The organism is Planctomycetota bacterium (assembly GCA_021414025.1).
GTDB lineage: Bacteria > Planctomycetota > Phycisphaerae > Phycisphaerales > SM1A02 > SYAC01.
The window spans coordinates 801,900-821,817 of record JAIOPG010000002.1; the positions used below are offsets into that span (position 1 = coordinate 801,900).

Sequence of the window (19,918 nt, forward strand, 5' to 3'; positions counted from 1 at the left end):
TTTTCGAGGGCTTCGGCCTGCCGGCCAGTATTGGGCTAGGCAATCCGTGTCCCTGTCACATTGTTGGACCAATCTGAAGACGAGAGCCCGAGCAAAAATACGGAGTGGCTCCTTGAGTTCAGTCCAAATATTGCCGTGTATGGGTGCCAAGTAATTAGTCTCCAAAGAGGCCTAACTATGATTCGCCGGCACGCCCTGATGCACGCGGTCGCCCGGCATGAGCACAATGTTCACCGCGTCGAAGAACCTGCGCCCGAGCCGCGCCTGATTGGCGGCATTGGTTTCGGTCTGCGTTCGCATCTGATTGCCGTCCAACCCTGCCTTCTGCAATTCAGCCGCCCCGCCATTGATCTGGCCCATGATCGTCTCGCGATTCCACTCCGGGTGGTACTGCACGCCGAAACTTCGCAGCCCCACTGAAAACGCGTGGATTGGACACGCAGTGCTCGACGCAAGCACAACTCCGCCTGCCGGCAACTTGCTCACCTCGTCGGAGTGCCAGCACATCTGCGGCTGCGACCAGGGCTGCCCCGTGAAGAGCGCGTCCTCCCGTCCGACGGCGTTCAGCTTGACCGCATGCCAGCCGATCTCCGGCTTGCTCATGGCCCGCGTCTCGCCGCCCAGTGCGGCCGCCAGCAACTGCGCGCCCAGGCAAAGCCCGAGCACCGGCACGCCCGCCTCGTGGGCCATCTTCAGGAAAGCCTTTTCCGGGGCCATCCACGGCGCGTTGTTCAGATGCACCGTCTGCGGCCCGCCCAGCGATACCACGCCATGCACGTCATCCAAGTCCGGCGGCACCACGCCCCCCGCGTTCAGCTCGATCACATGGATGCGCTGCCCATGATGCCGCAGCGATTCCATGAGCAGGTCGGCGGGACAATCAGACGAATGTTGAAAGATGACGATGGCCATGGATCGAAAGATAGCACGAAGAAAATCCGCAGGCATTCGGGCGCGGCCGCGTGGCGCCCCCACAATGACTCGCATGAACATGGACGGACCCGATGCCAAGCAAACACTCGCGGTTCAACGCGCCGCCGAAAGGATGACTTCCGGCCGCAACGCCGAGGACGCGGCGGCGGATCTGCTTGAGTCCAAGGGCTGCACGATCGCGGCACGCAACCTGCGGCTGGGCCATCTGGAGATCGACTTGCTCGCCACGCGGCCCGGCACCAACTTGCTCATCCTGGTCGAGGTCAAGGCCCGCCGCGCCGGCACGCACGCGCCGGAACTTCGCGTGGACCGAGTCAAGCAGCGCCGCCTGGTCCGCGCCGCGGAGATTCTGCTCTCGCGTCGCATGTTCCGCGGCTATCAAGTCCGTTTCGACGTCGTAGCCGTGGAGATGGATCGGAACCAGCGGCCCATGAATCTTCGCCACATCGAGCGCGCTTTCGACGCCTGACCTAGCGGAAGTAGCGCGCCATCGTGATGTTGATCAGGCGCAGCTTCATCGCCTCAAGATCGGCGGCGACCCAGCGCGAGCGCAGATTCATGAAGTAGCGCTGCTGTTCCAGGCCGTAGCGCTGGTTCTCGATCTGGCGGCGCAGCTGCAACTGCAGCGGCGGATCGAAGATCGACCTCGCCGGCTCCTGCTGAGACGAAATCAGCGTCATCCAGACCACCTGGGTCTTGGTCTCCGACGGCCCGTCGACCTTGTTCAGTTCGAGCCCCTTGATCCGCGTCTTCATCTCATCCACCAAGTCGGGCACAGCGTCGATGCCGCCGCTGGGAATGGTGAACTCGCGCCAGAAGCCGCCGTCGGGAAGCTTGAGCTCCGCGGCGACTTGCGCGAAGGTCTTGCCCTCGGCGAAGCTCGCCTTGGCTTTGTCCACCTGCGCCGTGTCGCTCTTGAGCAGCGCGATGCGCCCCACCCGGATCGTCGGCAGAGGGTTGTAGGAGGCGCTGTTCTGGTCGTAGAGGCGCTCCATGTCGCGCCAGCTCACGATAGTCCGCGGCTGGATGCGCCGCCGCAGCAGATCGCCCGCCAGCGCCTGGTTCTTCTGGCGGTTCATGAACTCCTCGATGGTGGTGCCGGGGAACTCTTCCTCGATGCTGCGCTGCGCCTCGGCTCGGCTGCCTCCGCGGTTGGCAATCTCCTTCTCCTGCAAGTCCTTCAACCAGGCCAGCACGCCCTCCTTGGCACCCGCCGGGATCATGGCCTCCGCCTCGGAGATGATCAGCATGTTGTTCACATACTGATCGAAGGCCTCGCTGACCATCTGCACCACCTGGTCGCGGGCCTTCACGCGATCGGGCATGGCCGCGATCGTGGTGATGCGGTCCTCTCTGGACTTGAGAAACTCGCTGGCATACAGCGGCTTGCCGTTGACCTGGCCCACGAGCGCGTCGACCGGCCACTTCTGGTCCACCTTCACCTGCACATCGATCTTCTCGGGTTCCTTCTGGGTCATCGTCATGCCGTCGGGAGCCTTGGAGACCAGAGTGGTCTTGTCGGTGGTGACCACGTTGCCGTTGGCGTCGGTCACGCTCTGGTCATCGCTGACGATTTTGGGCGGCTCGAACTCCGAGTCGGGAATGTTCACGATGCTCGGATTCACCTTGGCGGGAACATTGCCCTGGCTGAAGGCACAGGAGTCCACCTCGACGGCGCCCTTGGGCGTGGAGTCCGTCGCGATGCAACCCCCCAGCAGCAGCAGCGCGATGAATCGACCCACCGGGTCCAGAGGCCACGATCGCATGGGGCAAAGTCTAGTCAAATGAAGTCGCCTCGGTGGCGCGTGGAGCCCTATACTCGCCCGACAATGACCGACGAAAACGCGCCGAAGATTCAGGTGGATTCCGACTGGAAAGCCCAGGCCCAGGCGGAGAAGGAGAAGCTGACCAAGCAGGAGGCGAGCCGCCCCGCCAAGCCCGGCAAGGACGAGTTGCCCCCCGCCGATTTCCGCAGCCTAGTCGGATTGCTGGCCTCGCAGGCGATCAGCGGCCTCGGCGGCTACACCGATCCGCAGGGCCGCGTGATGGTCGACATCATGGGCTCCAAGTTCGCCATCGATCTGCTTGCCGTGGTCGAGGAAAAAACCAAGGGCAATCTCACGCCCGAGGAGCAGGCCGAACTCAGCGAAGTGCTGGGCGAGCTGAGGGCGCGATTCGTGCAGATCGCCCAGATGGTCGCGGCCAAGATGGCCAGCGGCCAGGGCGTCGAGTCGCTCAGCGGCGGCGCTCCGGCTGCGTCACGCAAGAATCCCGACGCAGGCAGCGGCCCCAAGCTGGTGATTCCGTAAGAGCGCCGGCAACGCAACGTTGATTTTCTGAAATCAGAGATTGAGCGGCGGCCCAGTGAAGGCCGGGATGTAGATCTGCGCGACGCTGATCCCGAATTGAATGATCGCCATGAGCACGAGGCCAGCGATGCACCACTTGCTCTCCTGCGATTCGCCCCGATCATCCTGCGTGCCCGCCGCCGCCAGCCAGCCCAGCCCCAGCAGCACCCACGGATCAAAGTAGCGCTCGAAGTTCTGCGAGTTGGCCATCTGCGCGGCGGTCATCGCCGCCAGCATCGTGCAGACGACCCACGCGGCCTGGGAGTTCCGCCTCGAGGCGGCCCGCATCGAGAGCCCCGCGATTACTGCACCGCCCAGACCCGCGAAACCCACGACGCCCCACGAGATGTCTTTCATCGAGGGGCTTCGACTGGCGATCGTCCAGATCGGTCCGCCCCAGCGGCCCACTCCGGTGGTGGCGATGTTCTTCGGGTCCGCGTCGAACTCCGGCATGCGGCCTTGGCTCGGAGTGCCTTCGACCTGGCTGTCGGGACGGATCACGATGTGCTGCGTGGTGGGCACGCAGCAGGCGAAGGCGCAGGCCAGCAAGCCCGCGACCAGCGCCACAGAGCGCTGCCGCTTGGAGAGACTTGCGAGAAGGCATGGAAGCAGGACGCAGCCCCACAATCCCAGCAAAGCCAGCGTGACCGCGGGCGCGATCAGATTCACGGTGCTCGAGTGAAATTGCTGGAAGCGCGGCGGCACCAGCCCGCCCCATTCGTGGATCAGATGCGCCAGCACGGCCAACGGCGGAACGATCCACATGCCGATCTGCATGGCCAGCATCGCCGGGTCGCGCCGATCGGAGCTGCGCCAATGGCGAAACAACGCAATCACACCCGGCCCGGCGCACCAGAGCGAAGTCTGCCGCACCCCCACCGCCGCCGCGGTGAAGAGCCCACCCATCAACGAGGGCCGCAAGCCGCACGTGCAGCAGAAGGACATTGCCAGAGCGAGTGCCCCCAGCGCGAATCCCGGCGTGTCGGTGGTCATCCAGATCGCCGAGCCCAGCAGATAGTTGGAGAGCATCAACGGCGCGATGCAGAGCACACCGCGCAGGGGCCCGACCCAATATTGCGTCACCTGCCAGCAGATCAGGAAGGCCAGCAGCGCGAAGGTGCTCCCCACCACTCGCAGCTGCGTGAAGGTGCACTGCGTGAAGTGCTCCACGCCCGCGAGAGACCAGTGGAAGCCCGGGGCCGTCGCGGAAAAGGAATCGGCCATCTCGAATGCGGGAAATGTCTTGGCGATCCGCTGGATCTCGATCCAGTGAAAACTGGTGAGGTCGTAGGCCATGATCGTGCCGCCGCGCCCGGTAAGAATTGCCGGCAGCGTCAGGACAAAGAAGAGCACCGTCAGTGTGCTCCAACCGACGACATTGTTTCGGTTCTGCTGCATGTCGCTTGTCAATCGTAAGCCCGCGCAGGAAATCCGGAGCCCGATTAGCGCACCAGCATCTCCCCAAGGATGCGTTCGACGGGCGGGTAGTAGAGCACCAGGAGGGCGCCGACAAAGTAGAGGCCGATCGCCGCCAGCAGCACGCGGTCCTCGGTCAACGTTTCAAGCGGCTTGTCCGACAGGCCGAGATTGGCGCGGCGATAGAAGCGATGGATGCTGATCGCCACGAAGGGCGTGAGCAGCGAGAGCCCCAGCGCGCGGCTGCCATAGAGTCCGTTGGCGTGCTCTGAGAGCGTGTACATGAGGTAGGTCACCAGCACCAGGCCGGCGCTCAGTGCCAGCAGCCAGTTGAGCTCGTCGCGGCTGTCGTAGCCGGCGCGCGACTTCCATTCCACGATCTCCCCCTGCCGGACCGCGTTCTCTGCGGAGGCCTTGTCGCAGAGCCGCTTGGTGAAGCCCAGGAAAAGCGTGAGGAAGAAGACGCAGAGGATCAGCCAGATGGAGATTTTCACCTGGATCGAAGTCGCGCCCACCGCGGCGCGCAGGCAGAAGCCGGTGGCCACGATGGCGACGTCGACGAAGGGCGTCACCTTGAAGCGCACGTTGTAGATCAGTTGCAGCACCACGTAGCTCAGCATGATCATGCCGGTGCTGGTGTTGATCCACCAGCCCAGCAGCGTGCCCGCGATCATCAGCAGCACGCCGACGGTGGTGGCGGTTCCCTCGCCAATCGCGCCGGAGGCGACCGGGCGCGAGCGCTTCACCGGATGCTTGCGGTCCTCGGCGGCATCGTGGGCGTCATTGACGGCGTAGGTTCCGCTGGCGGTCACGCAGAATGCGATGAAGGCCAGCAGCAGCGCGATCAACTTGTCGTGCAGGACTTCATGTGAGGTGTCGCGGCCCTGACCGGAGAACCAGAAGAGCATCGGCAAAAGCACAAAGACATTCTTGACCCAGTCGCCGGGACGGAAGAGGGACACCCAGGGATTCATGCGTCTTGTATCGGTCAAATCCAGATGCTTTCAAGAAATCGTGGAGGTCTTGCGGTCCTCGCCCGCTTCCACGCGCTCGATCTTCAGGGCCAGGCCGGTGTCGCTGCTGACTTCGATCAGGACGCCGGAAACGCGCACCTCGCCGGCGGAGACTTCATACTGGACCGGCAGCGCCGTGGTCATGTGGTGCACCACGCGGCTCGCGTCGCGGCCGATCACGCCATCGCAGGGGCCGCACATGCCCACGTCGGTGATGAAGGCGGTGCCGCCCGAAAGAATTCGCGCGTCGGCGGTGGGCACATGCGTGTGAGTTCCGATGACGGCGGCGACGCGGCCATCCAGATGGTGCGCCAAGGCCGCCTTCTCGCTGGTCACTTCCATGTGGGCTTCCACGATCACCAAGGGGCGCTTCTCGGGAAGTTCCTTGAGCACGCGGTCGGCGGCTGCAAATGGATCGTCAGCGGGCAGTGGAAAATAGATGCGGCCCAGCAGCGTGGTCACGAAGACATCGCGCGGCCGCCCCGCCGCTGCGGGAATGCGTACCCAGCGTTTGCCGGGAGCTCGGTCGGAAAGATTCGCGGGCCTGCAGACGCGCACGGCGGGATCCTCCAGCGACGCAGTGATCTTGGGATCGCGATAGACGTGGTCGCCCAGCGTCACGGCGTCCGCCCCCGCGTCCAGCAGGGAAAGCAGCAGATCGGGAGTAATCCCCGAGCCGTTGCGGATGTTTTCTCCGTTGACGATCGCCACATCCACCGCGTGCTTCTCGCGTAACTCCGGCAAATGCTTTTGAATTGCGCCGCGGCCCGGCGCCCCCACCACATCCCCAAGGAAGAGAATTCGCATCGGTCGGGCCATCTGGTTACACTCTACCGCAAGCGCGGGCTCTCCATCGGAGCAGTCCGCAAGATTGAATCCCAACCATGTCCGTCACAGCGTTTCATAACGGTGATCAGGTTCGCCACAACAAGCGGCCCGAATGGGGCATTGGTTCCATTCTGAAAGTGGAGATGCTGACTCGCGAAGGCAAGACCGATCAGCGGCTCTGGATTCGATTTCCCAACATCGGCACCAAGACTCTGCTGGCCAGCGCCGCCGACCTGGAGATCACCAACGAGGTCGCGACCGATGTCGCCCAAAGCATTCACTCCCGACCCACGCTGGCCCAATTTGAATTGAAGCGCGAGGGCGGCTGGCTGGGCGAGATCGGCGGGCAGAAACTCGCGGATGTGATGACGGCGATCACCCCGCAGGCGACCGATCCCTTCCTGAGTCTTCGCAAGCGACTTGAAGTCACGCTGCAGCTCTATCGCTTCGAGTCCACGGGGGCGAGGCTGGTGGATTGGGCCGTGGCCCAGAGCGGTTTCGACGATCCTCTGAGCCGCTTCAACCGACAGGAATTGGAGCAATTTCACACTCGCTGGCGCTTCGAGCTGGACGCGCACCTAGGGCGGCTGCTAACCGAATGTCGCCGCGAACCCGAGGTGCTCAGCGAGGCGCTCGTGAAGGCGCCGCCGATGGCGCAGCGGGCCGTGCAGAAGATCCGCAGCATGCGCTGAAGCCAATTTGATTGCGCGTTCCGCCTGTTCCGCCTGTGCGGGGGTTATCGCCACTATTCGGCGCGAACTCCCATCTCCCGCTTGCCAATCGGCTCCTATTTCAGACCATGGCTGTGGAGGGTGTAGTCCGATGGAAATGAAAGTCAAGGAAGCTCTCGATCAGCTGGACGCCGTGTGCCTGGGCGCCGAGGGAGTTTCGCCGCAGCAAAGAAACCGCGTGCGCGAGACGATCAACGCGCTGCGTATGCTGTGCACCTACCTGGCCTTCGACATCGAGGCCACACGCCGCGAAAACACCGCGTTGCGGTCGCTGATCCAGCAGACCAAGAACAAGAAGCGCAAGCCCAAGCAGTGAAGTGAGCACGTGCCGGCGGAAATTGTGCCATACTGGATGGGCTCAAGCCAGCGTCCCGTGTTGTGACCATTTTCCGAAAGAAGTCCATCGTGCTCCAATTTTCCCGCCTGTCGGCAACGTCATGCGTTCGTTGTTCCATTCTCGCTATCGCCGCACTCGCCTTGTTCGCGCTGCCTCAGGACGCGCTTGCCGTGGGCACTCCCGTGCTTTGCTGGGGCCGCAACACCGAAGGCCAATGCAATGTGCATGATCAGGCGGACACGGATGTCATTCAAGTTGCCAGCGGCGATTTCCACTCGCTGGCGCTCAAGAGCTACGGAGCGGTGCTGGCCTGGGGAGACAACTTTTCGGGCCAAAGCACGGTTCCTGCCGCCGCCAATACGGGTGTCATTCAGATCGCCGCGGGCAGCTATCACTCCATCGCGCTCAAGAGCAACGGCTCCGTCCTGGCCTGGGGCTACAACGCCCAAGGTCAATGCACCATCCCGGCATCCGCCACCTCGGGCGTGACTCAGGTTGCCGGTGGTCAATACCACACGGTGGCGCTCAAGAGCAACGGTTCCGTGCTGTGCTGGGGCTCCAACGATGTCGGTCAATGCACCGTCCCGGGAGCTGCCGCTTCGGGTGTCGTCAAGATTGCATCCGGCGACAGCCACACGATCGCGCTCAAGAGCAACGGATCCGTGCTGTGCTGGGGCGACAACTCCTCTGGCCAATGCGATGTTCCGGCGCTCGCATTTTCGGGAGTCACTCAAATCGAAGGCGGCGCGACTTTCACGGTGGCGCTCAAGAGCAATGGCTCGGTGATTTGCTGGGGCAGCGACTTCTTTGGTGAAGGCACGCCCCCCGCAGCCGCCAGCTCCGGGGTCATCCAGATTGCCGCCGGCGCCTACCACGCGATCGCGCTCAAGAGCGACGGCAATGTGCTTTGCTGGGGCAACAACGCCCAAGGTCAAGGCGATGTCCCGGCCGGCGCCTCCGCCAATGTCGTCCAGATTGCGGGAGGTCGTTTGCATACCGTCGCGCTCCAAAATTTGGCGCCCACAATCGGCGGAGTCCTGCCCGCGGGCGGACCGACCGCTGGCGGAACAAGTGTCACCATCACCGGAATCAACTTTGCCGCGGCCACCAGCGTGACATTCAACGGTGTCGCCGCGACCAGCGTGGTGGCGTTTTCGAGCACGAAGATCACGGCGGTCGTGCCGGCCGGAACCGCGGGGTTTGCGACGCTCACGGTCACCACGCCCCAAGGCGATTTCACGGCTCCCGATGCTTTCAATTATGTGGAGCTGTCATCTTGCCCGGCCGATCTGGATGGTTCGGGCGAAGTCGACGGCGGCGACATCGGATTGGTGCTGCTGGACTTTGGTCCCTGCCCCTGATCACGAATTCGCGATGGACTGACTGAGCGACGGTGTGCACACCCGGTCGTGAAGTCACACGCAAGGCGGTTCCAAGAGGCGCTCTGCGTGGCGCCTCTTTTGCATGCGCTTGGGTCCATTTGTTCATTTGAGGGGTTGGTGCCATACTGCCCCGTCCGCGGGCAGTTTTGAAGCCTCGACCTCTTTGGAGATTGAATCATGAACCCGACGTCCAACTCGATCGCAAAATCGATCGCGCCATTTTTCCTCTTCGTGACCGCGACGATCGCATTGATTGCACTGCCCCAGGCCGCGATGGCCAGTGCCATCTCCGTGCTTTGCTGGGGCGACAATGCCTATGGACAGTGCACCGTCCCGGCCGCAGCCGATGGCACCGTCACGCAAATCGCCGCCGGCGGCTACCACACCATCGCGCTCAAGAGCAATGGATCCGTGCTCTGCTGGGGCCGCAACTCCGAAACCCAGTGCAACGTGCCCGCCACGGCGATCTCGGGAGTCACGCAGGTCGCCGGCGGCCTTTACCACACCGTCGCGCTCAAGGGCGGCGCCGTGCTCTGCTGGGGCAACAACAATTATGGCCAGCTCACAGTTCCCGCCGCCGCCAATTCCGGAGTCACACAGGTTGCCGCGGGCGGCTTCCACACCATCGCGCTCAAGGGCGGCGCCGTGCTCTGCTGGGGCTACAACGCCGACGGCGAATGCAATGTTCCGGCGGCCGCAAACTCCGGCGTGATCCAGATTGCGGGCGGCCTGATCCACACCATCGCGCTCAAGAGCGACGGCTCCGTGCTTTGCTGGGGTGACAACACGTTCGGGCAGCGCACCGTTCCCGCGGCGGCCAATTCGGGAGTCGTCCAGATCGCCGGCACCGGCTACCACTCCATCGCGCTCAAGAGCAACGGCTCGGTGCTTTGCTGGGGCAACAACGGCGATGGCCAGAGCAATGTGCCGACGATCGCCAATTCGGGTGTCGCTCAGATCGCCGGCGGCGGCTACCTCACGATCGCGCTCAAGGGCGATGGAAGCGTGCTCTGCTGGGGAGCCAACAATCTCGGGCAGCGCACCGTACCAACGACCGCGGGCTACGGAATTTCAGGCATCTCCGGCGGCCTGAACCACACCGTCGCGCTGACCGGGCCGCCATCGGTCAAGGGCGTGGTGCCGGCTTCCGGACCGAGCACCGGCGGCACCAGCGTGACGATCACCGGATTCAACCTCGGCACCACGACTGGCGTGAGCGTGGGCGGAGTCGCGGCGAGCAGCATCGTGGTGGTCTCGCCGCTGCAGATCACCGCGACATTCCCGGCGCATGCCGCGGGCCTGACCTCCATCTCGATTACGAATCCCGACGGAGTCTTCGCCTCGCCCAACGTCTTCTTCTACGAGGGGACCTCCACGTGCCCGATGGATCTGGACGACTCAGGCGAGGTCGACGGCGGCGACCTTGGATTGGTGCTGCTGGAATTCGGCCCCTGTCCATAGTGGGAGGCCGCTCGTTGATCGGGCATACTTCCCAGGTCGGTACAAAGTTGCGTTGTTTGGGCGATTGAATCGTGCCATACTGCGCGGCAGTGGACGCTTTGTGCCCGGAACCCCTTCCCGAGAGTTGCACCATGAACCAAGTTTCGATTGCCCTGGTCAAATCCTTCTCCAAAGTGTCTGCCTTCCTTTTGGCGGCACTCGCCTTGCTGGCCTCGCCCCATGCCACGCACGCCGCGAGCGGCTCCGTGATGTGCTGGGGCTACAACAATTCCGGACAAAGCACGGTCCCCGCGGCCGCTCTCTTTGGCGTGACTCAGGTGGCGGGCGGCGGCAGCCACACCATAGCGCTCAAGAGCAATGGCTCCGTGCTGTGCTGGGGCAGCAACGCAAGCGGTCAATGCACCGTCCCCGTTTCAGCCAACTCGGGAGTCATCCAGGTGGCGGCCGGCTTCAATCACTCGATCGCGGTCAAGAGCGATGGGTCCGTGCTGTGCTGGGGCTACAACTCAAATGGCCAATGCACAGTTCCCGTGGCCGCCAGCTCAGGCGTCCTACAAGCCGCCGGTGGAGAGTTCTTCACCCTGGCGCTCAAGAATGATGGCTCCGTCATCGGGTGGGGCAGCAACAGCTGGGGTCAATGCACTGCTCCCGGTTCCGCCAGCTCGGGCGTGGTTCAGATCGCCGCAGGCAAGGAGCATTCGATCGCGCGCAAGAGCGATGGTTCCGTGGTGTGCTGGGGGCAGAATGTGATGGGGCAATGCACGGTTCCCGGATCCGCCAGTTCGGGCGTCATCCAGATCGCGGGCGGCTTCCAGCACACGGTCGCGCTCAAGAGCAACGGATCAGTCCTGTGCTGGGGCGACAATGCATTTGGCCAATGCACCGTCCCGGCTGCTGCGAATTCAGGCGTCATTCAAATTGCCTGTGGCAATGGATACTTCAACGCCGCACTCAAGAGCGACGGTTCCGTGTTGTGCTGGGGCTCTAACTCCGCGGGTCAATGCACCGTGCCGGTTTCGGCGAGCTCCGACATCATTGCCATCGGGGCGGGCCAATTCCACACGATCGCGATCAAGTCGGGCGTTGCGGCGATCACGGGAGTGCAGCCGGCGGCCGGGCCGACGACGGGTGGAACCAGCGTCACGATCAATGGAATCAACATGGCCTACACGACGAGCGTGAGCGTGAATGGAGTGCCCGCGACCAGCCTGGTGGTCGTCTCTCCGACGCAGATCACCGCGGTCGTACCCGCAGGAACCGCGGGGCTGGCAACCGTCACGCTCACGACGGGCGACGGCGTCTTCCCATTGTCGAACGCGTTTTATTACGAGGAGTCGAACTCATGTCCGGCGGATCTGGACGGCTCGGGCGAAGTCGACGGCGGCGATGTCGGGTTGCTGCTGCTGGACTTCGGCGATTGTCCGTAGCGAGGTGCCGCTCGCTTGTGATCACTAGCGAGCGATCGCTGGAGTTTGCAAATTGAAAGTGGGCGCTACAGGACTCGAACCTGTGACCCTCGCTGTGTAAAAGCGACGCTCTAGCCAACTGAGCTAAGCGCCCGAAATCCTTGCAGGATTCTGGGGAATTGCCCTCCGTGCAAGGAGGACAATTCAAGAAGCCAATCCGAACGAGGTGGACGGGAATCGAACCCGCAACCACCGGCGTGACAAGCCGGTACTCTAACCAATTGAGCTACCACCCCAATCGCACATCGCGAATTGAAGAGTGTAGCGAACTCTCAAAAGCGGTCAACGAGCGGCACGGTGGACGATCCACGCTGCAATTTCCCTGATAAATCCGCTGCGCCGCCGCTCACGTGTCGAACCAATCCCCGCCGATTCCGCCATCCGCCTGCAGCGGAATGTCCAGGTGCATCGCCCCCTCCATCACCTGCTTCATGCGCTTCAGGACCGCCTCGGCCTGCTCCTTGGGGCACTCCACCAGTAGTTCGTCGTGGATCTGCAGGATGAGTTTCGCCTTGGGAAATTCCTTTTTCAGCACCTCGTGCAGCCGCACCATGGCGATCTTGATCAGGTCGGCGGCGCTGCCCTGCACCACCGTGTTGATCGCCATGCGCTCCCCCAGCGAGCGCTCGTTGGGATTCTTGGAGTGCACCTGCGGAATCGGCCGCCGCCGCCCCAGCATGGTCTGCACGTACCCATGCTCCTTGGCCTGCTCCACGCAGCGGCGCAGGAAGGACTCGATGCCGCGGAAGCGCTTCTTGTAGTCCTCGATCACGCCGCGGGCGTGCTCGTAGTCGCTCTTCTCGCCCAGCCGCCGGGCCAGCCCGTAGGGCGTGATGCCGTAGACGATGCCGAAGTTGACCATCTTCGCGGCGGAGCGCTGCTCGTCGTTGACCTGCTCGATAGGCACTCGGAAAGTCTCCGCGGCGACCGCCTTGTGGATGTCCTTGCCCTCGCGGAAGGCCTGCATCAGAGCCTCGTCCTGGGACATGTGGGCCAGAATCCGCAGCTCGATCTGCGAATAATCCGCGCTGACCAGCGCGTGGCCGGGCTCCGCCTGGAAGGCCTTGCGGATCTCGCGGCCATCCTCGCTGCGGATCGGAATGTTCTGCAGGTTCGGATCGCTGCTGGAGAGCCGACCCGTGGCCGTGCCCGCCTGATGGAAGCTGGCGTGCACGCGGCCGTCGGCCGGATCGATCGCGTCTCGCAAGGCCACCAGATACGTGTTCACCAGCTTGGTCAACTGGCGGTACTCCAGCACCAGCTCCGGCACCCGGGTCTTGACCTTCGGGTCGTTGGCCAGCCGCTCCAGGACTTCCACGTCGGTGCTGGCGCCGGTCTGGGTCTTCTTCACCACATGCAGGCCCAGGCCGGGCAGTTCGCCCTGGGCCGGTGAAAATAAAATGTCCGCCAGTTGCCTGGGCGAGTCCAGGTTGAAGGGGCGCGGGCTGAGCGCCATCACCTGCTCGCGCAGCGAGTTCGATCGCTGCTCCAGGCGCACGCGCTGCCGGTCCAATTCCTCGGCGCTGACGTGAATCCCGTTCTGCTCCATGCACGCCAGCACATGCACCAGCGGCAGCTCGGTCTCCTCAAGCAGTTTTTCAAGATGCATCGCCTTGATCAGCGGCGCGAAGAGCTGGTGCAGCCGCAGCGAGATGTCCGCATCTTCCGCGGCGTACTCGGTGGCCAGCGGCAGCGGCACCTGGTCGAAGGTGCGCTGGGTTTTCCCGCTGCCGATCAGCGACGAGATGGCGATGTTGCGATGTCCCAGCAGCATCTCCGCCAGCGCGTCCATGCCGTGGCTCATGCGGCTGGAGTCCAGCAGATGACTGGAGATCAGCGTGTCGTCGCGCAGACCGGCCAGTTCGACGCCATGCCTCTTCAACACCATGATGTCGAACTTGGCGTTGTGCCCCGTCTTGGGAATGCTCGCGTCCTCCAGCAGCGGCTTGAGGATCGGCAGCACCTGCTTCCAGTGCATGTGCTCGTCGGGCTGCGGACTGCGCAGCGGGATGTAGACGCCGCTCTTGGGCGCGATCGAGAGGGAGACGCCGACCAGCCCCGCCCGCGAGGGATGAATCGAGTCGGTCTCGGTGTCGAAGGCCAGCATCACTTTCTTCTTGCGGCGAACCTCTTCGATGAATGACTTCAGTTCCTCCGCGTTCGAGATCATCTGATAGGAGCCGTCGCGCGTCGCAAGCGGATCGATCGCATAGGTTTGCGACGTCGTCTCGCCGCCGGATCCAACCGCGTCAAAGAGACTCGGCCCGCCGTCATCAGCCTTTTTCTTTTTGGCAGGCTTCTCCTGCGGCGTGGTCGGCGCCGCGGGCGCCGGCGCAGGAACAGGTGCCCCACCAAGCAGCGCGTCCAGATCCGTTTGATGGCGGTGAAATCCGAGCTGCCGCATCAACTCCGCGACCTGCGGGCGATTGCCCTCGTTCAATTTCAGCGGCGGCTCTTCAATGCCCGCCGGAACCGCGCAATCATCCTTGAGCGTGATCAGCTTGCGGCCAAGCTTGAATTTCGCCTTGGCCTCCTCGATCGCCTCGCGCCGTTTAGGCGTGAGCTCGTCGAGATGATCCAGCACGCCCTGCAGCGATCCGTACTGCGTGATCAACGACACCGCCGTCTTGGGACCGATGCCCTTGGCGCCGGGGACATTGTCGGTGGGATCCCCCATCAGCGTCAGCATGTCGATCACCTGCTCGGGCCGGATGCCCTTGGTCTCCCACAGCGCGTCGGCGGTGAGCACATTTCCGTTGGAGGCGTCGAAGAGCGCGGTCTTTTCGTCCAGGATCTGGCCGAGATCCTTGTCGCGGCTGGCGATGCGGATCTCCCACTCCGGATGCGCCTTGCGGACGCGCTTGACCAGCGTGGCGATGGAGTCATCGGCCTCGACCTCGGGCACCGCGACCACCGGAATCCCCAGCAATTTGCAGAGCTCCAGGCAGCGCTCCACCTGCGGGCGGAAATCATCGGGCGGCGCATCCCGGTTGGCCTTGTACTCCGGGTCGATCTGCGAGCGGAAGGTGCCGCGGTCCCCCGCCGCGTCGATCACAAGGATCAGCCGCTCGGGCTTCTGCTCGCGCAGCAATTTCAGCAGCACGCCCACGAACCCGAAGACCATGTGGGTGGATTCGTTGGTGATCGGACTGGTCATGCCCGAGCGGATGGCGTGGTACGCGCGGTAAAATTGCGCGTGACCGTCGATGATCCAGAGGCTGGCCACGGCTAGGTCCGGGCCGCGGCCCGCGCATGCAATTGCGTGAGGATCGCCCGCTCCTGGGGAGAAAGCACGGTCTGCCGCCGCGCCATCACGACCTCCGCCACCGCCAGGAACTTGTCGAGCTGGTAGACGCTTTCGCCCGCGTCGGTCCGCCAGGTGAAGCGCTCGGTGTAGAGCGCGGGCGGAGTGCTCGAGGCGATCATGGCCCCAGTGCCCAGCACGCAGCCGGTCATGATGCGCGTGCCGATGGCGCACTTCACGTGGTCGCCGATGACGCAGCCCATGAAGGTGCGGCCGGTCTTCTCGCGTCCCGCGCCCGCCTCCAGCTGCATGGAGACCTCGCCATAGGTGTTGAGCAGGTTGGAGTTCAGCGTGCCCGCACCCAGGTTCACCCACGAGCCGACGATCGAATCGCCCAAGTGCCCGTCGTGGGTCTTGTTGCTGTTGCCCTGCATGATCAGCGAACCGACCTCGCCGCCCACCTTGCAGCGCGGGCCGATGACGCTGCGTGCCTTCACCACGGCGTGCGGGGCGATGTGCGAGCCCTCGCCGATCGACGCGGGTCCGATGATGACCGCGTGGGGGCCGATGTGCGTATTTGGACCGATCACAATCGGCCCGCCGCGGGCGTCCAGCACCACGAACTTGCCGATCTCCGCGCTGGCGTGGATGGTGACATCGCCGGTGATCGCCGCGATCTTCGCCGGCTTCTCGGCAAGTTCCTTGGCCTGCTTCCACGCGGTGTGGACCGCCTTGGCGTCGGCGGCCATGCGCCGGTCGAAGCCATCGCTCTCGAGCAGATCCCAGGGCCGGTGCAGAATGGAGAGGTCGATCCGCGGCGTGGTCTTGAGCGCCACGTCAAAGCCGCGCCCCGCCACGACATGCTCCGCGGTGGCCCGCGTCACATGCGCCGCCACGATGCCGCCGTCGACCGAATCGATCATGGCGTGGCCGACGGCGAGGGAATTGAGCCCGCTGGGCAGCTCCATCAAGCGGCCGGTCAGGAACATCATGCTTTCGCCGTCGGGAAGCGCGTTCACCGGCAGGCCGCTTCGCTTCTCCAGGGGAACCGACCATTCCTTCGGCGCGGTCAGGGCCTGAACGCCGAGCCGCTCGAAGTTGCAGCGGATGCCCGACCGCACTTCCGCCGCGACGCGCAGATCCAGCATCGGTCCAAACTTGCCGACGTCGTCATGGAACGCGATCCGTGGAGGGGCCATGCCCCAAATGTAGCTTTCAGCCGGCGATCCTGCGTCTGGTCCGCAGCAACGACGCCAGCCCGATCATCGCAGCGCCCGGCGCCGGCACGCTTTGCGGCGCGACGGGTGAACCAAAGACCCATCCGTCGAAACCGCCATCAAGCAGCTGGTGATCCGCAGCGCCGACAAAGGCCTGCTCCCAGGAGCCGGAGTCCTTGACCCAGTAGTGCCAGAAATTCTCGATCGGCCAAAGGTCGCCTTGTCCGTAGTCGGTGTCGCTTCCCACGCTCACGCCGGCCAGGAAAATTCCAAACGGATAGGCGTCGAACTGCAGCGACACCGTGGAGAGCGCCGCGTCGATGTCGGTCATCGCGTTCCAGCTGGTGTAGCTGCTCGCGCTCCAGCGGACATCGAAGAGGTAGCCATTGCCATTTGTGAAATCGATCTGGACCGTGGCGGACTTGGACCCCGCGCCCACGCTGAAGGTGTCGACGATGGCGGCGTGGAGCGAGGAAGAGGCGACGCAGAGGGAAAAGAACGCGGCGATGCCGCAGGCGGCACAACGGTGTGACATGGTGAATCTTTCTCGATGCGGATGGCCTGTTTCGCGCAGGATCCAAGGAAGGGAGCAAGACGCCAGCCGGGCTTGGTCGACCCGACTCGCCGCGGGGAATCTCTCGATTCGCCGATGGCTCACGGTGACGCGATCGTTGCGGATTTGCACCGCATTCCTCCAAGGCCGCACTGCATCGGAGAACCTCTCCGACGACCGCAGAATAGAGGCGGCCGAACGAAAGTCAAACCGTCCCGCCATGGGATCAAGGCGCGAGTCCGGCCACCGGCGACGATCAATCGGCTGCGATGCGCGGCGATCACGAATAGCGCCGCGGACCCACTCCGGGGAAGCCCCACCATCCGTAGGTGCGGTTCAGCGCCCAGCCGACCGGCAGGCCCATCACCGCGGAGGCGCAGCACCAGCCGGCGCGCTTGCCCAGCTCCTGCATGGCGCTGCCGGCAAAGGGCACCGCGGCGTCGGGCCAGAGACCCCGCATGCTCCAGAGGAAGACCCAGACCAGGCTCGCGGCGAAGAGCAGCGCGAAGGTCATCGCGGCAACGGTCAGCATGCTGCGGCGCAGCAGCAGCCCGCGCAGCACGGTGACCGCCCCGGAGCCCAGCGCGAAACCCAGCGTGTTGGGCCCCGGCAGGAAGAGCAGCTCGCCGCCGACCAGCTGCGGCGAAGAGAGGTCGACCAGCAGCCCGAGCAGAAAGCATCCCCACCATGCCGAGCGCCGCAGCGCATTGAGCGAGACGAAGGCGGCGAGGATTCCGGCCAGGCTCGGAGAGGCGCCCCCGATGGAGAAGACCGGCATGAACGCGGCGTCCATCGGCAGCGCGATGGCCACCGCAAGAATGAACATGCTCCACTTCATGGCAGCGTCCCCGCGTCGATCTTCAGCGTGACCTGGCGCAGCCGGTCGGGCTCGACCTCGGTCCTCACCTCCACCTGCAGGCGCAGCGGATTCTTGTCGCTGCGCCGCACCGCCACCACGCTGCCCATGCGCATGCCCTGGGCGGCGGCCTTCCATGTCGGATCGGCGAGGCGGGCGATGTCCCCCTCGGCCACCTGCTTCAAGGCGTCGATCTCGCCCACCAGCAGGCCGCGTGAATCGGGCCTCAGCTGAATCTGCACCGATTCACCCGGCCCCGCCTCGGGCCGGTCGGCGCTGGTGATGTAGGCGTCCACTCTTCCGGTGGAGGGATCGGAAAGCGGCGCCAGCCAGCAGCGCACTTCGCTGGGCTCCCCCACCAGGCGCCCCACCAGGATGTCGCCGCCGATGACCGCGGGATCGCCGCTCTTCACCCCGTCGCGGGCTCCGGCGTTGAGGGCCAGCATGCGCTCGCCGGGTCCCTCGCCGCGGGCGGTCACGCTGACCAGCAACGGCGAGACTTCGCGGCCCCCGCGGTCGAGCTTGCGGGTCCGCTCCAATTGCTGCAGCCGCTGCTCCAGCTCTTCGGCGCGGATGCGCTCGGAGTGCCACATGGCGCGGAAGCGGTCGCGATCGTCGCTGAGCAGCTGGGAGTCAATGAATTTCGCGTCGTCGCGCGGCGGCCGCAGCCAGTGCCGCAGCGCCGTCAGGGCGTGGGCGGGCGGCGTGAGCGGAAGCCAGAGCACGGCGGCGATGTCGGCGGTCCAGGGGGCGACGATCCGGCTGGGCAGCATGGCGAGCGCCGCCGTCGCCAGAAGGCACGCAAGGTACAAACGGCTCGGCTGGTCAGGACCTCGTGCCAAGAGCCCTTCGGATCAATATTCGTCGGCGTCGGACTCGAGCGTGGACTTCCACGCTTCGAGACTCTCCAGGTAGATCGCGGTGCCGCGGGCCACGCAGGTCAGCGGGTCGTCGGCGATCTTCACGGTCAGGCCCGTCGATTGGTTCAGCACCACATCCATGCCGCGCAGCAGCGCACCGCCGCCGGCGAGCGTGACGCCATTTTCCACCAGGTCGGCGGAGAGTTCAGGCTCGGCGTTCTCGAGCGTGCGGCGGACCGCCTCGGAGATGGCCTTCACCGGCTCGGAGAGGGACTCGCGGATCTCGTCGCTGGTCACGGTGGTCTTGCGCGGCAGTCCGGTCACCATGTCTCGTCCGCGCACATCCATGGTGGTCTGCGGGCCGACCGCAGCCGCGGAGCCGATCTCGATCTTGATGCGCTCGGCCGTCTGCTCGCCGATGTGCAGGCCGTACATCTTCTTCATGTGGCCGATGATGGCCTCGTCAAAGTCGTCGCCCGCCACCCGCACGCTCTCGCAGCAGGCGATGTCGCCCAGGCTCATGATGGCCACCTCGGTGGTGCCGCCGCCGATGTCGACGATCATGTTGCCGCTGGGCTCGTGCACCGGCAGGTCGGCGCCGATGGCCGCAGCCATGGGCTCTTCGATGATGTGCACCGGCTTGCGGGTGCCGGCGTACTCGGCCGCGTCCTGCACGGCGCGTTGCTCGACACCGGTGATGCCCGACGGCACGCAGATGACCATGCGCGGCTTGCTCCAGCGACTGGCGTGCACCTTCTGGATGAAGAAGCGCAGCATCTTCTCGCAGACCTCGAAGTCGGCGATGACACCGTCCTTCAACGGACGGATGGTCTTGATGCGGCCAGGTGTACGGCCCATCATGCGCTTGGCCTCGATGCCGACTGCCACAGGGCGGCCGTCGGTGATGTCGATGGCCACGACCGAGGGCTCGTTCAGGACGACCCCTTGGCCTCGGGCATAGATGAGCGTGTTGGCAGTACCGAGGTCGATCGCGAGGTCGCGTCCGATTGCCAGCGGATTGGTACGCGCCATGGAACTCAGCCCTCCTCATCAGCCACAGCGATCACGTCGCACCTGTTGGCAGCGTCCGCGACGTGGCCCGTGAGTGTACCCGACCCGCCGGACCTGCAGGCTTCAGGCCGCGGCCAAAGTGGCAGCCGCCTCAGAGATCGGGGAAGAAGATGCCGATCTCGCGCGTGGCCGACTCGAGCGAGTCGCTGCCGTGCACGAGGTTCTCGGTGAACAAGATGCCCAGATCGCCACGAATGGTTCC

The 19,918-nt window shown here is 64.6% G+C and carries 19 protein-coding genes and 2 tRNA genes; 7 read left to right on the top strand and 14 right to left on the bottom strand.

What is annotated here, in order from left to right; all coding sequences use genetic code 11:
- Positions 1-171: 171 nt before the first annotated feature.
- Complete coding sequence (locus K8R92_04220) at positions 172-912, bottom strand: type 1 glutamine amidotransferase (protein MCE9619095.1); 741 nt, start codon at positions 910-912, stop codon at positions 172-174.
- Positions 913-985: 73 nt separating this feature from the next.
- On the opposite strand from K8R92_04220, the gene K8R92_04225 reads away from it, so the two are divergent.
- Positions 986-1,402 (top strand): YraN family protein, encoded by a 417-nt coding sequence (locus K8R92_04225; GenBank protein MCE9619096.1) that lies wholly within the window; start codon positions 986-988, stop codon positions 1,400-1,402.
- Between the two features lies 1 nt (position 1,403).
- Here K8R92_04225 and K8R92_04230 read toward each other — a convergent pair whose 3' ends face one another.
- A complete protein-coding gene (locus K8R92_04230) occupies positions 1,404-2,699 on the bottom strand; it encodes a hypothetical protein (GenBank protein MCE9619097.1) in 1,296 nt (431 codons plus the stop codon).
- A gap of 63 nt (positions 2,700-2,762) precedes the next feature.
- On the opposite strand from K8R92_04230, the gene K8R92_04235 reads away from it, so the two are divergent.
- The gene (locus tag K8R92_04235; GenBank protein MCE9619098.1) at positions 2,763-3,242 is read left to right on the top strand and encodes a DUF1844 domain-containing protein; all 480 of its coding nucleotides are present in this window, start codon (positions 2,763-2,765) and stop codon (positions 3,240-3,242) included.
- A gap of 33 nt (positions 3,243-3,275) precedes the next feature.
- Here K8R92_04235 and K8R92_04240 read toward each other — a convergent pair whose 3' ends face one another.
- The 3 genes from K8R92_04240 to K8R92_04250 are packed head-to-tail and all read right to left on the bottom strand — an operon-like array spanning position 3,276 to position 6,517.
- Positions 3,276-4,679, bottom strand: coding sequence for a hypothetical protein (locus K8R92_04240; GenBank protein ID MCE9619099.1), 1,404 nt, complete (start codon positions 4,677-4,679; stop codon positions 3,276-3,278).
- Positions 4,680-4,723: 44 nt separating this feature from the next.
- Positions 4,724-5,671: a UbiA prenyltransferase family protein gene (locus K8R92_04245; GenBank protein ID MCE9619100.1), complete on the bottom strand. Its 948-nt coding sequence runs from the start codon at positions 5,669-5,671 to the stop codon at positions 4,724-4,726.
- 30 nt (positions 5,672-5,701) lie between these two features.
- Positions 5,702-6,517 (bottom strand): YmdB family metallophosphoesterase, encoded by an 816-nt coding sequence (locus K8R92_04250; GenBank protein MCE9619101.1) that lies wholly within the window; start codon positions 6,515-6,517, stop codon positions 5,702-5,704.
- A 77-nt stretch (positions 6,518-6,594) separates the two neighbouring features.
- On the opposite strand from K8R92_04250, the gene K8R92_04255 reads away from it, so the two are divergent.
- From K8R92_04255 to K8R92_04275, 5 genes are all read left to right on the top strand, one after another.
- Positions 6,595-7,230, top strand: coding sequence for a DUF3553 domain-containing protein (locus K8R92_04255; protein ID MCE9619102.1), 636 nt, complete (start codon positions 6,595-6,597; stop codon positions 7,228-7,230).
- Between the two features lie 130 nt (positions 7,231-7,360).
- The gene (locus tag K8R92_04260) at positions 7,361-7,585 is read left to right on the top strand and encodes a hypothetical protein (protein ID MCE9619103.1); all 225 of its coding nucleotides are present in this window, start codon (positions 7,361-7,363) and stop codon (positions 7,583-7,585) included.
- A gap of 161 nt (positions 7,586-7,746) precedes the next feature.
- Positions 7,747-8,967, top strand: coding sequence for an IPT/TIG domain-containing protein (locus tag K8R92_04265; GenBank protein MCE9619104.1), 1,221 nt, complete (start codon positions 7,747-7,749; stop codon positions 8,965-8,967).
- Positions 8,968-9,165: 198 nt separating this feature from the next.
- The gene (locus tag K8R92_04270) at positions 9,166-10,449 is read left to right on the top strand and encodes an IPT/TIG domain-containing protein (protein MCE9619105.1); all 1,284 of its coding nucleotides are present in this window, start codon (positions 9,166-9,168) and stop codon (positions 10,447-10,449) included.
- A 131-nt stretch (positions 10,450-10,580) separates the two neighbouring features.
- Positions 10,581-11,876, top strand: a complete 1,296-nt coding sequence (locus K8R92_04275) for an IPT/TIG domain-containing protein (GenBank protein MCE9619106.1) — start codon at positions 10,581-10,583, stop codon at positions 11,874-11,876.
- A gap of 59 nt (positions 11,877-11,935) precedes the next feature.
- Here the strand turns inward: K8R92_04275 and K8R92_04280 are convergent.
- From K8R92_04280 to K8R92_04320, 9 genes are all read right to left on the bottom strand, one after another.
- Positions 11,936-12,009 (bottom strand) — tRNA-Val (locus tag K8R92_04280).
- A gap of 68 nt (positions 12,010-12,077) precedes the next feature.
- Positions 12,078-12,151: transfer RNA gene (locus tag K8R92_04285), tRNA-Asp, on the bottom strand.
- Between the two features lie 110 nt (positions 12,152-12,261).
- Positions 12,262-15,141, bottom strand: coding sequence for a DNA polymerase I (polA, locus tag K8R92_04290; protein ID MCE9619107.1), 2,880 nt, complete (start codon positions 15,139-15,141; stop codon positions 12,262-12,264).
- Between the two features lie 2 nt (positions 15,142-15,143).
- Positions 15,144-16,358, bottom strand: a complete 1,215-nt coding sequence (locus K8R92_04295; protein ID MCE9619108.1) for a hypothetical protein — start codon at positions 16,356-16,358, stop codon at positions 15,144-15,146.
- 16 nt (positions 16,359-16,374) lie between these two features.
- A complete protein-coding gene (locus K8R92_04300) occupies positions 16,375-16,911 on the bottom strand; it encodes a hypothetical protein (protein ID MCE9619109.1) in 537 nt (178 codons plus the stop codon).
- Between the two features lie 298 nt (positions 16,912-17,209).
- Positions 17,210-17,755, bottom strand: coding sequence for a hypothetical protein (locus K8R92_04305; protein MCE9619110.1), 546 nt, complete (start codon positions 17,753-17,755; stop codon positions 17,210-17,212).
- Positions 17,756-17,763: 8 nt separating this feature from the next.
- Positions 17,764-18,627: a hypothetical protein gene (locus K8R92_04310; protein MCE9619111.1), complete on the bottom strand. Its 864-nt coding sequence runs from the start codon at positions 18,625-18,627 to the stop codon at positions 17,764-17,766.
- Between the two features lie 12 nt (positions 18,628-18,639).
- A complete protein-coding gene (locus K8R92_04315; GenBank protein MCE9619112.1) occupies positions 18,640-19,677 on the bottom strand; it encodes a rod shape-determining protein in 1,038 nt (345 codons plus the stop codon).
- A gap of 130 nt (positions 19,678-19,807) precedes the next feature.
- A partial coding sequence (locus tag K8R92_04320; GenBank protein ID MCE9619113.1) for a nucleoside-diphosphate kinase occupies positions 19,808-19,918 on the bottom strand: 111 nt, incomplete at its 5' end.

Bases quoted from the DNA above. Each gene is read 5' to 3' on its own strand.
- K8R92_04220 (MCE9619095.1), bottom strand. From the start codon at position 912: ATGGCCATCGTCATCTTTCAACATTCGTCTGATTGTCCCGCCGACCTG.
- K8R92_04225 (MCE9619096.1), top strand. From the start codon at position 986: ATGAACATGGACGGACCCGATGCCAAGCAAACACTCGCGGTTCAACGC.
- K8R92_04230 (MCE9619097.1), bottom strand. From the start codon at position 2,699: ATGCGATCGTGGCCTCTGGACCCGGTGGGTCGATTCATCGCGCTGCTG.
- K8R92_04235 (MCE9619098.1), top strand. From the start codon at position 2,763: ATGACCGACGAAAACGCGCCGAAGATTCAGGTGGATTCCGACTGGAAA.
- K8R92_04240 (MCE9619099.1), bottom strand. From the start codon at position 4,679: ATGCAGCAGAACCGAAACAATGTCGTCGGTTGGAGCACACTGACGGTG.
- K8R92_04245 (MCE9619100.1), bottom strand. From the start codon at position 5,671: ATGAATCCCTGGGTGTCCCTCTTCCGTCCCGGCGACTGGGTCAAGAAT.
- K8R92_04250 (MCE9619101.1), bottom strand. From the start codon at position 6,517: ATGCGAATTCTCTTCCTTGGGGATGTGGTGGGGGCGCCGGGCCGCGGC.
- K8R92_04255 (MCE9619102.1), top strand. From the start codon at position 6,595: ATGTCCGTCACAGCGTTTCATAACGGTGATCAGGTTCGCCACAACAAG.
- K8R92_04260 (MCE9619103.1), top strand. From the start codon at position 7,361: ATGGAAATGAAAGTCAAGGAAGCTCTCGATCAGCTGGACGCCGTGTGC.
- K8R92_04270 (MCE9619105.1), top strand. From the start codon at position 9,166: ATGAACCCGACGTCCAACTCGATCGCAAAATCGATCGCGCCATTTTTC.
- K8R92_04275 (MCE9619106.1), top strand. From the start codon at position 10,581: ATGAACCAAGTTTCGATTGCCCTGGTCAAATCCTTCTCCAAAGTGTCT.
- K8R92_04295 (MCE9619108.1), bottom strand. From the start codon at position 16,358: ATGGCCCCTCCACGGATCGCGTTCCATGACGACGTCGGCAAGTTTGGA.
- K8R92_04300 (MCE9619109.1), bottom strand. From the start codon at position 16,911: ATGTCACACCGTTGTGCCGCCTGCGGCATCGCCGCGTTCTTTTCCCTC.
- K8R92_04305 (MCE9619110.1), bottom strand. From the start codon at position 17,755: ATGTTCATTCTTGCGGTGGCCATCGCGCTGCCGATGGACGCCGCGTTC.
- K8R92_04315 (MCE9619112.1), bottom strand. From the start codon at position 19,677: ATGGCGCGTACCAATCCGCTGGCAATCGGACGCGACCTCGCGATCGAC.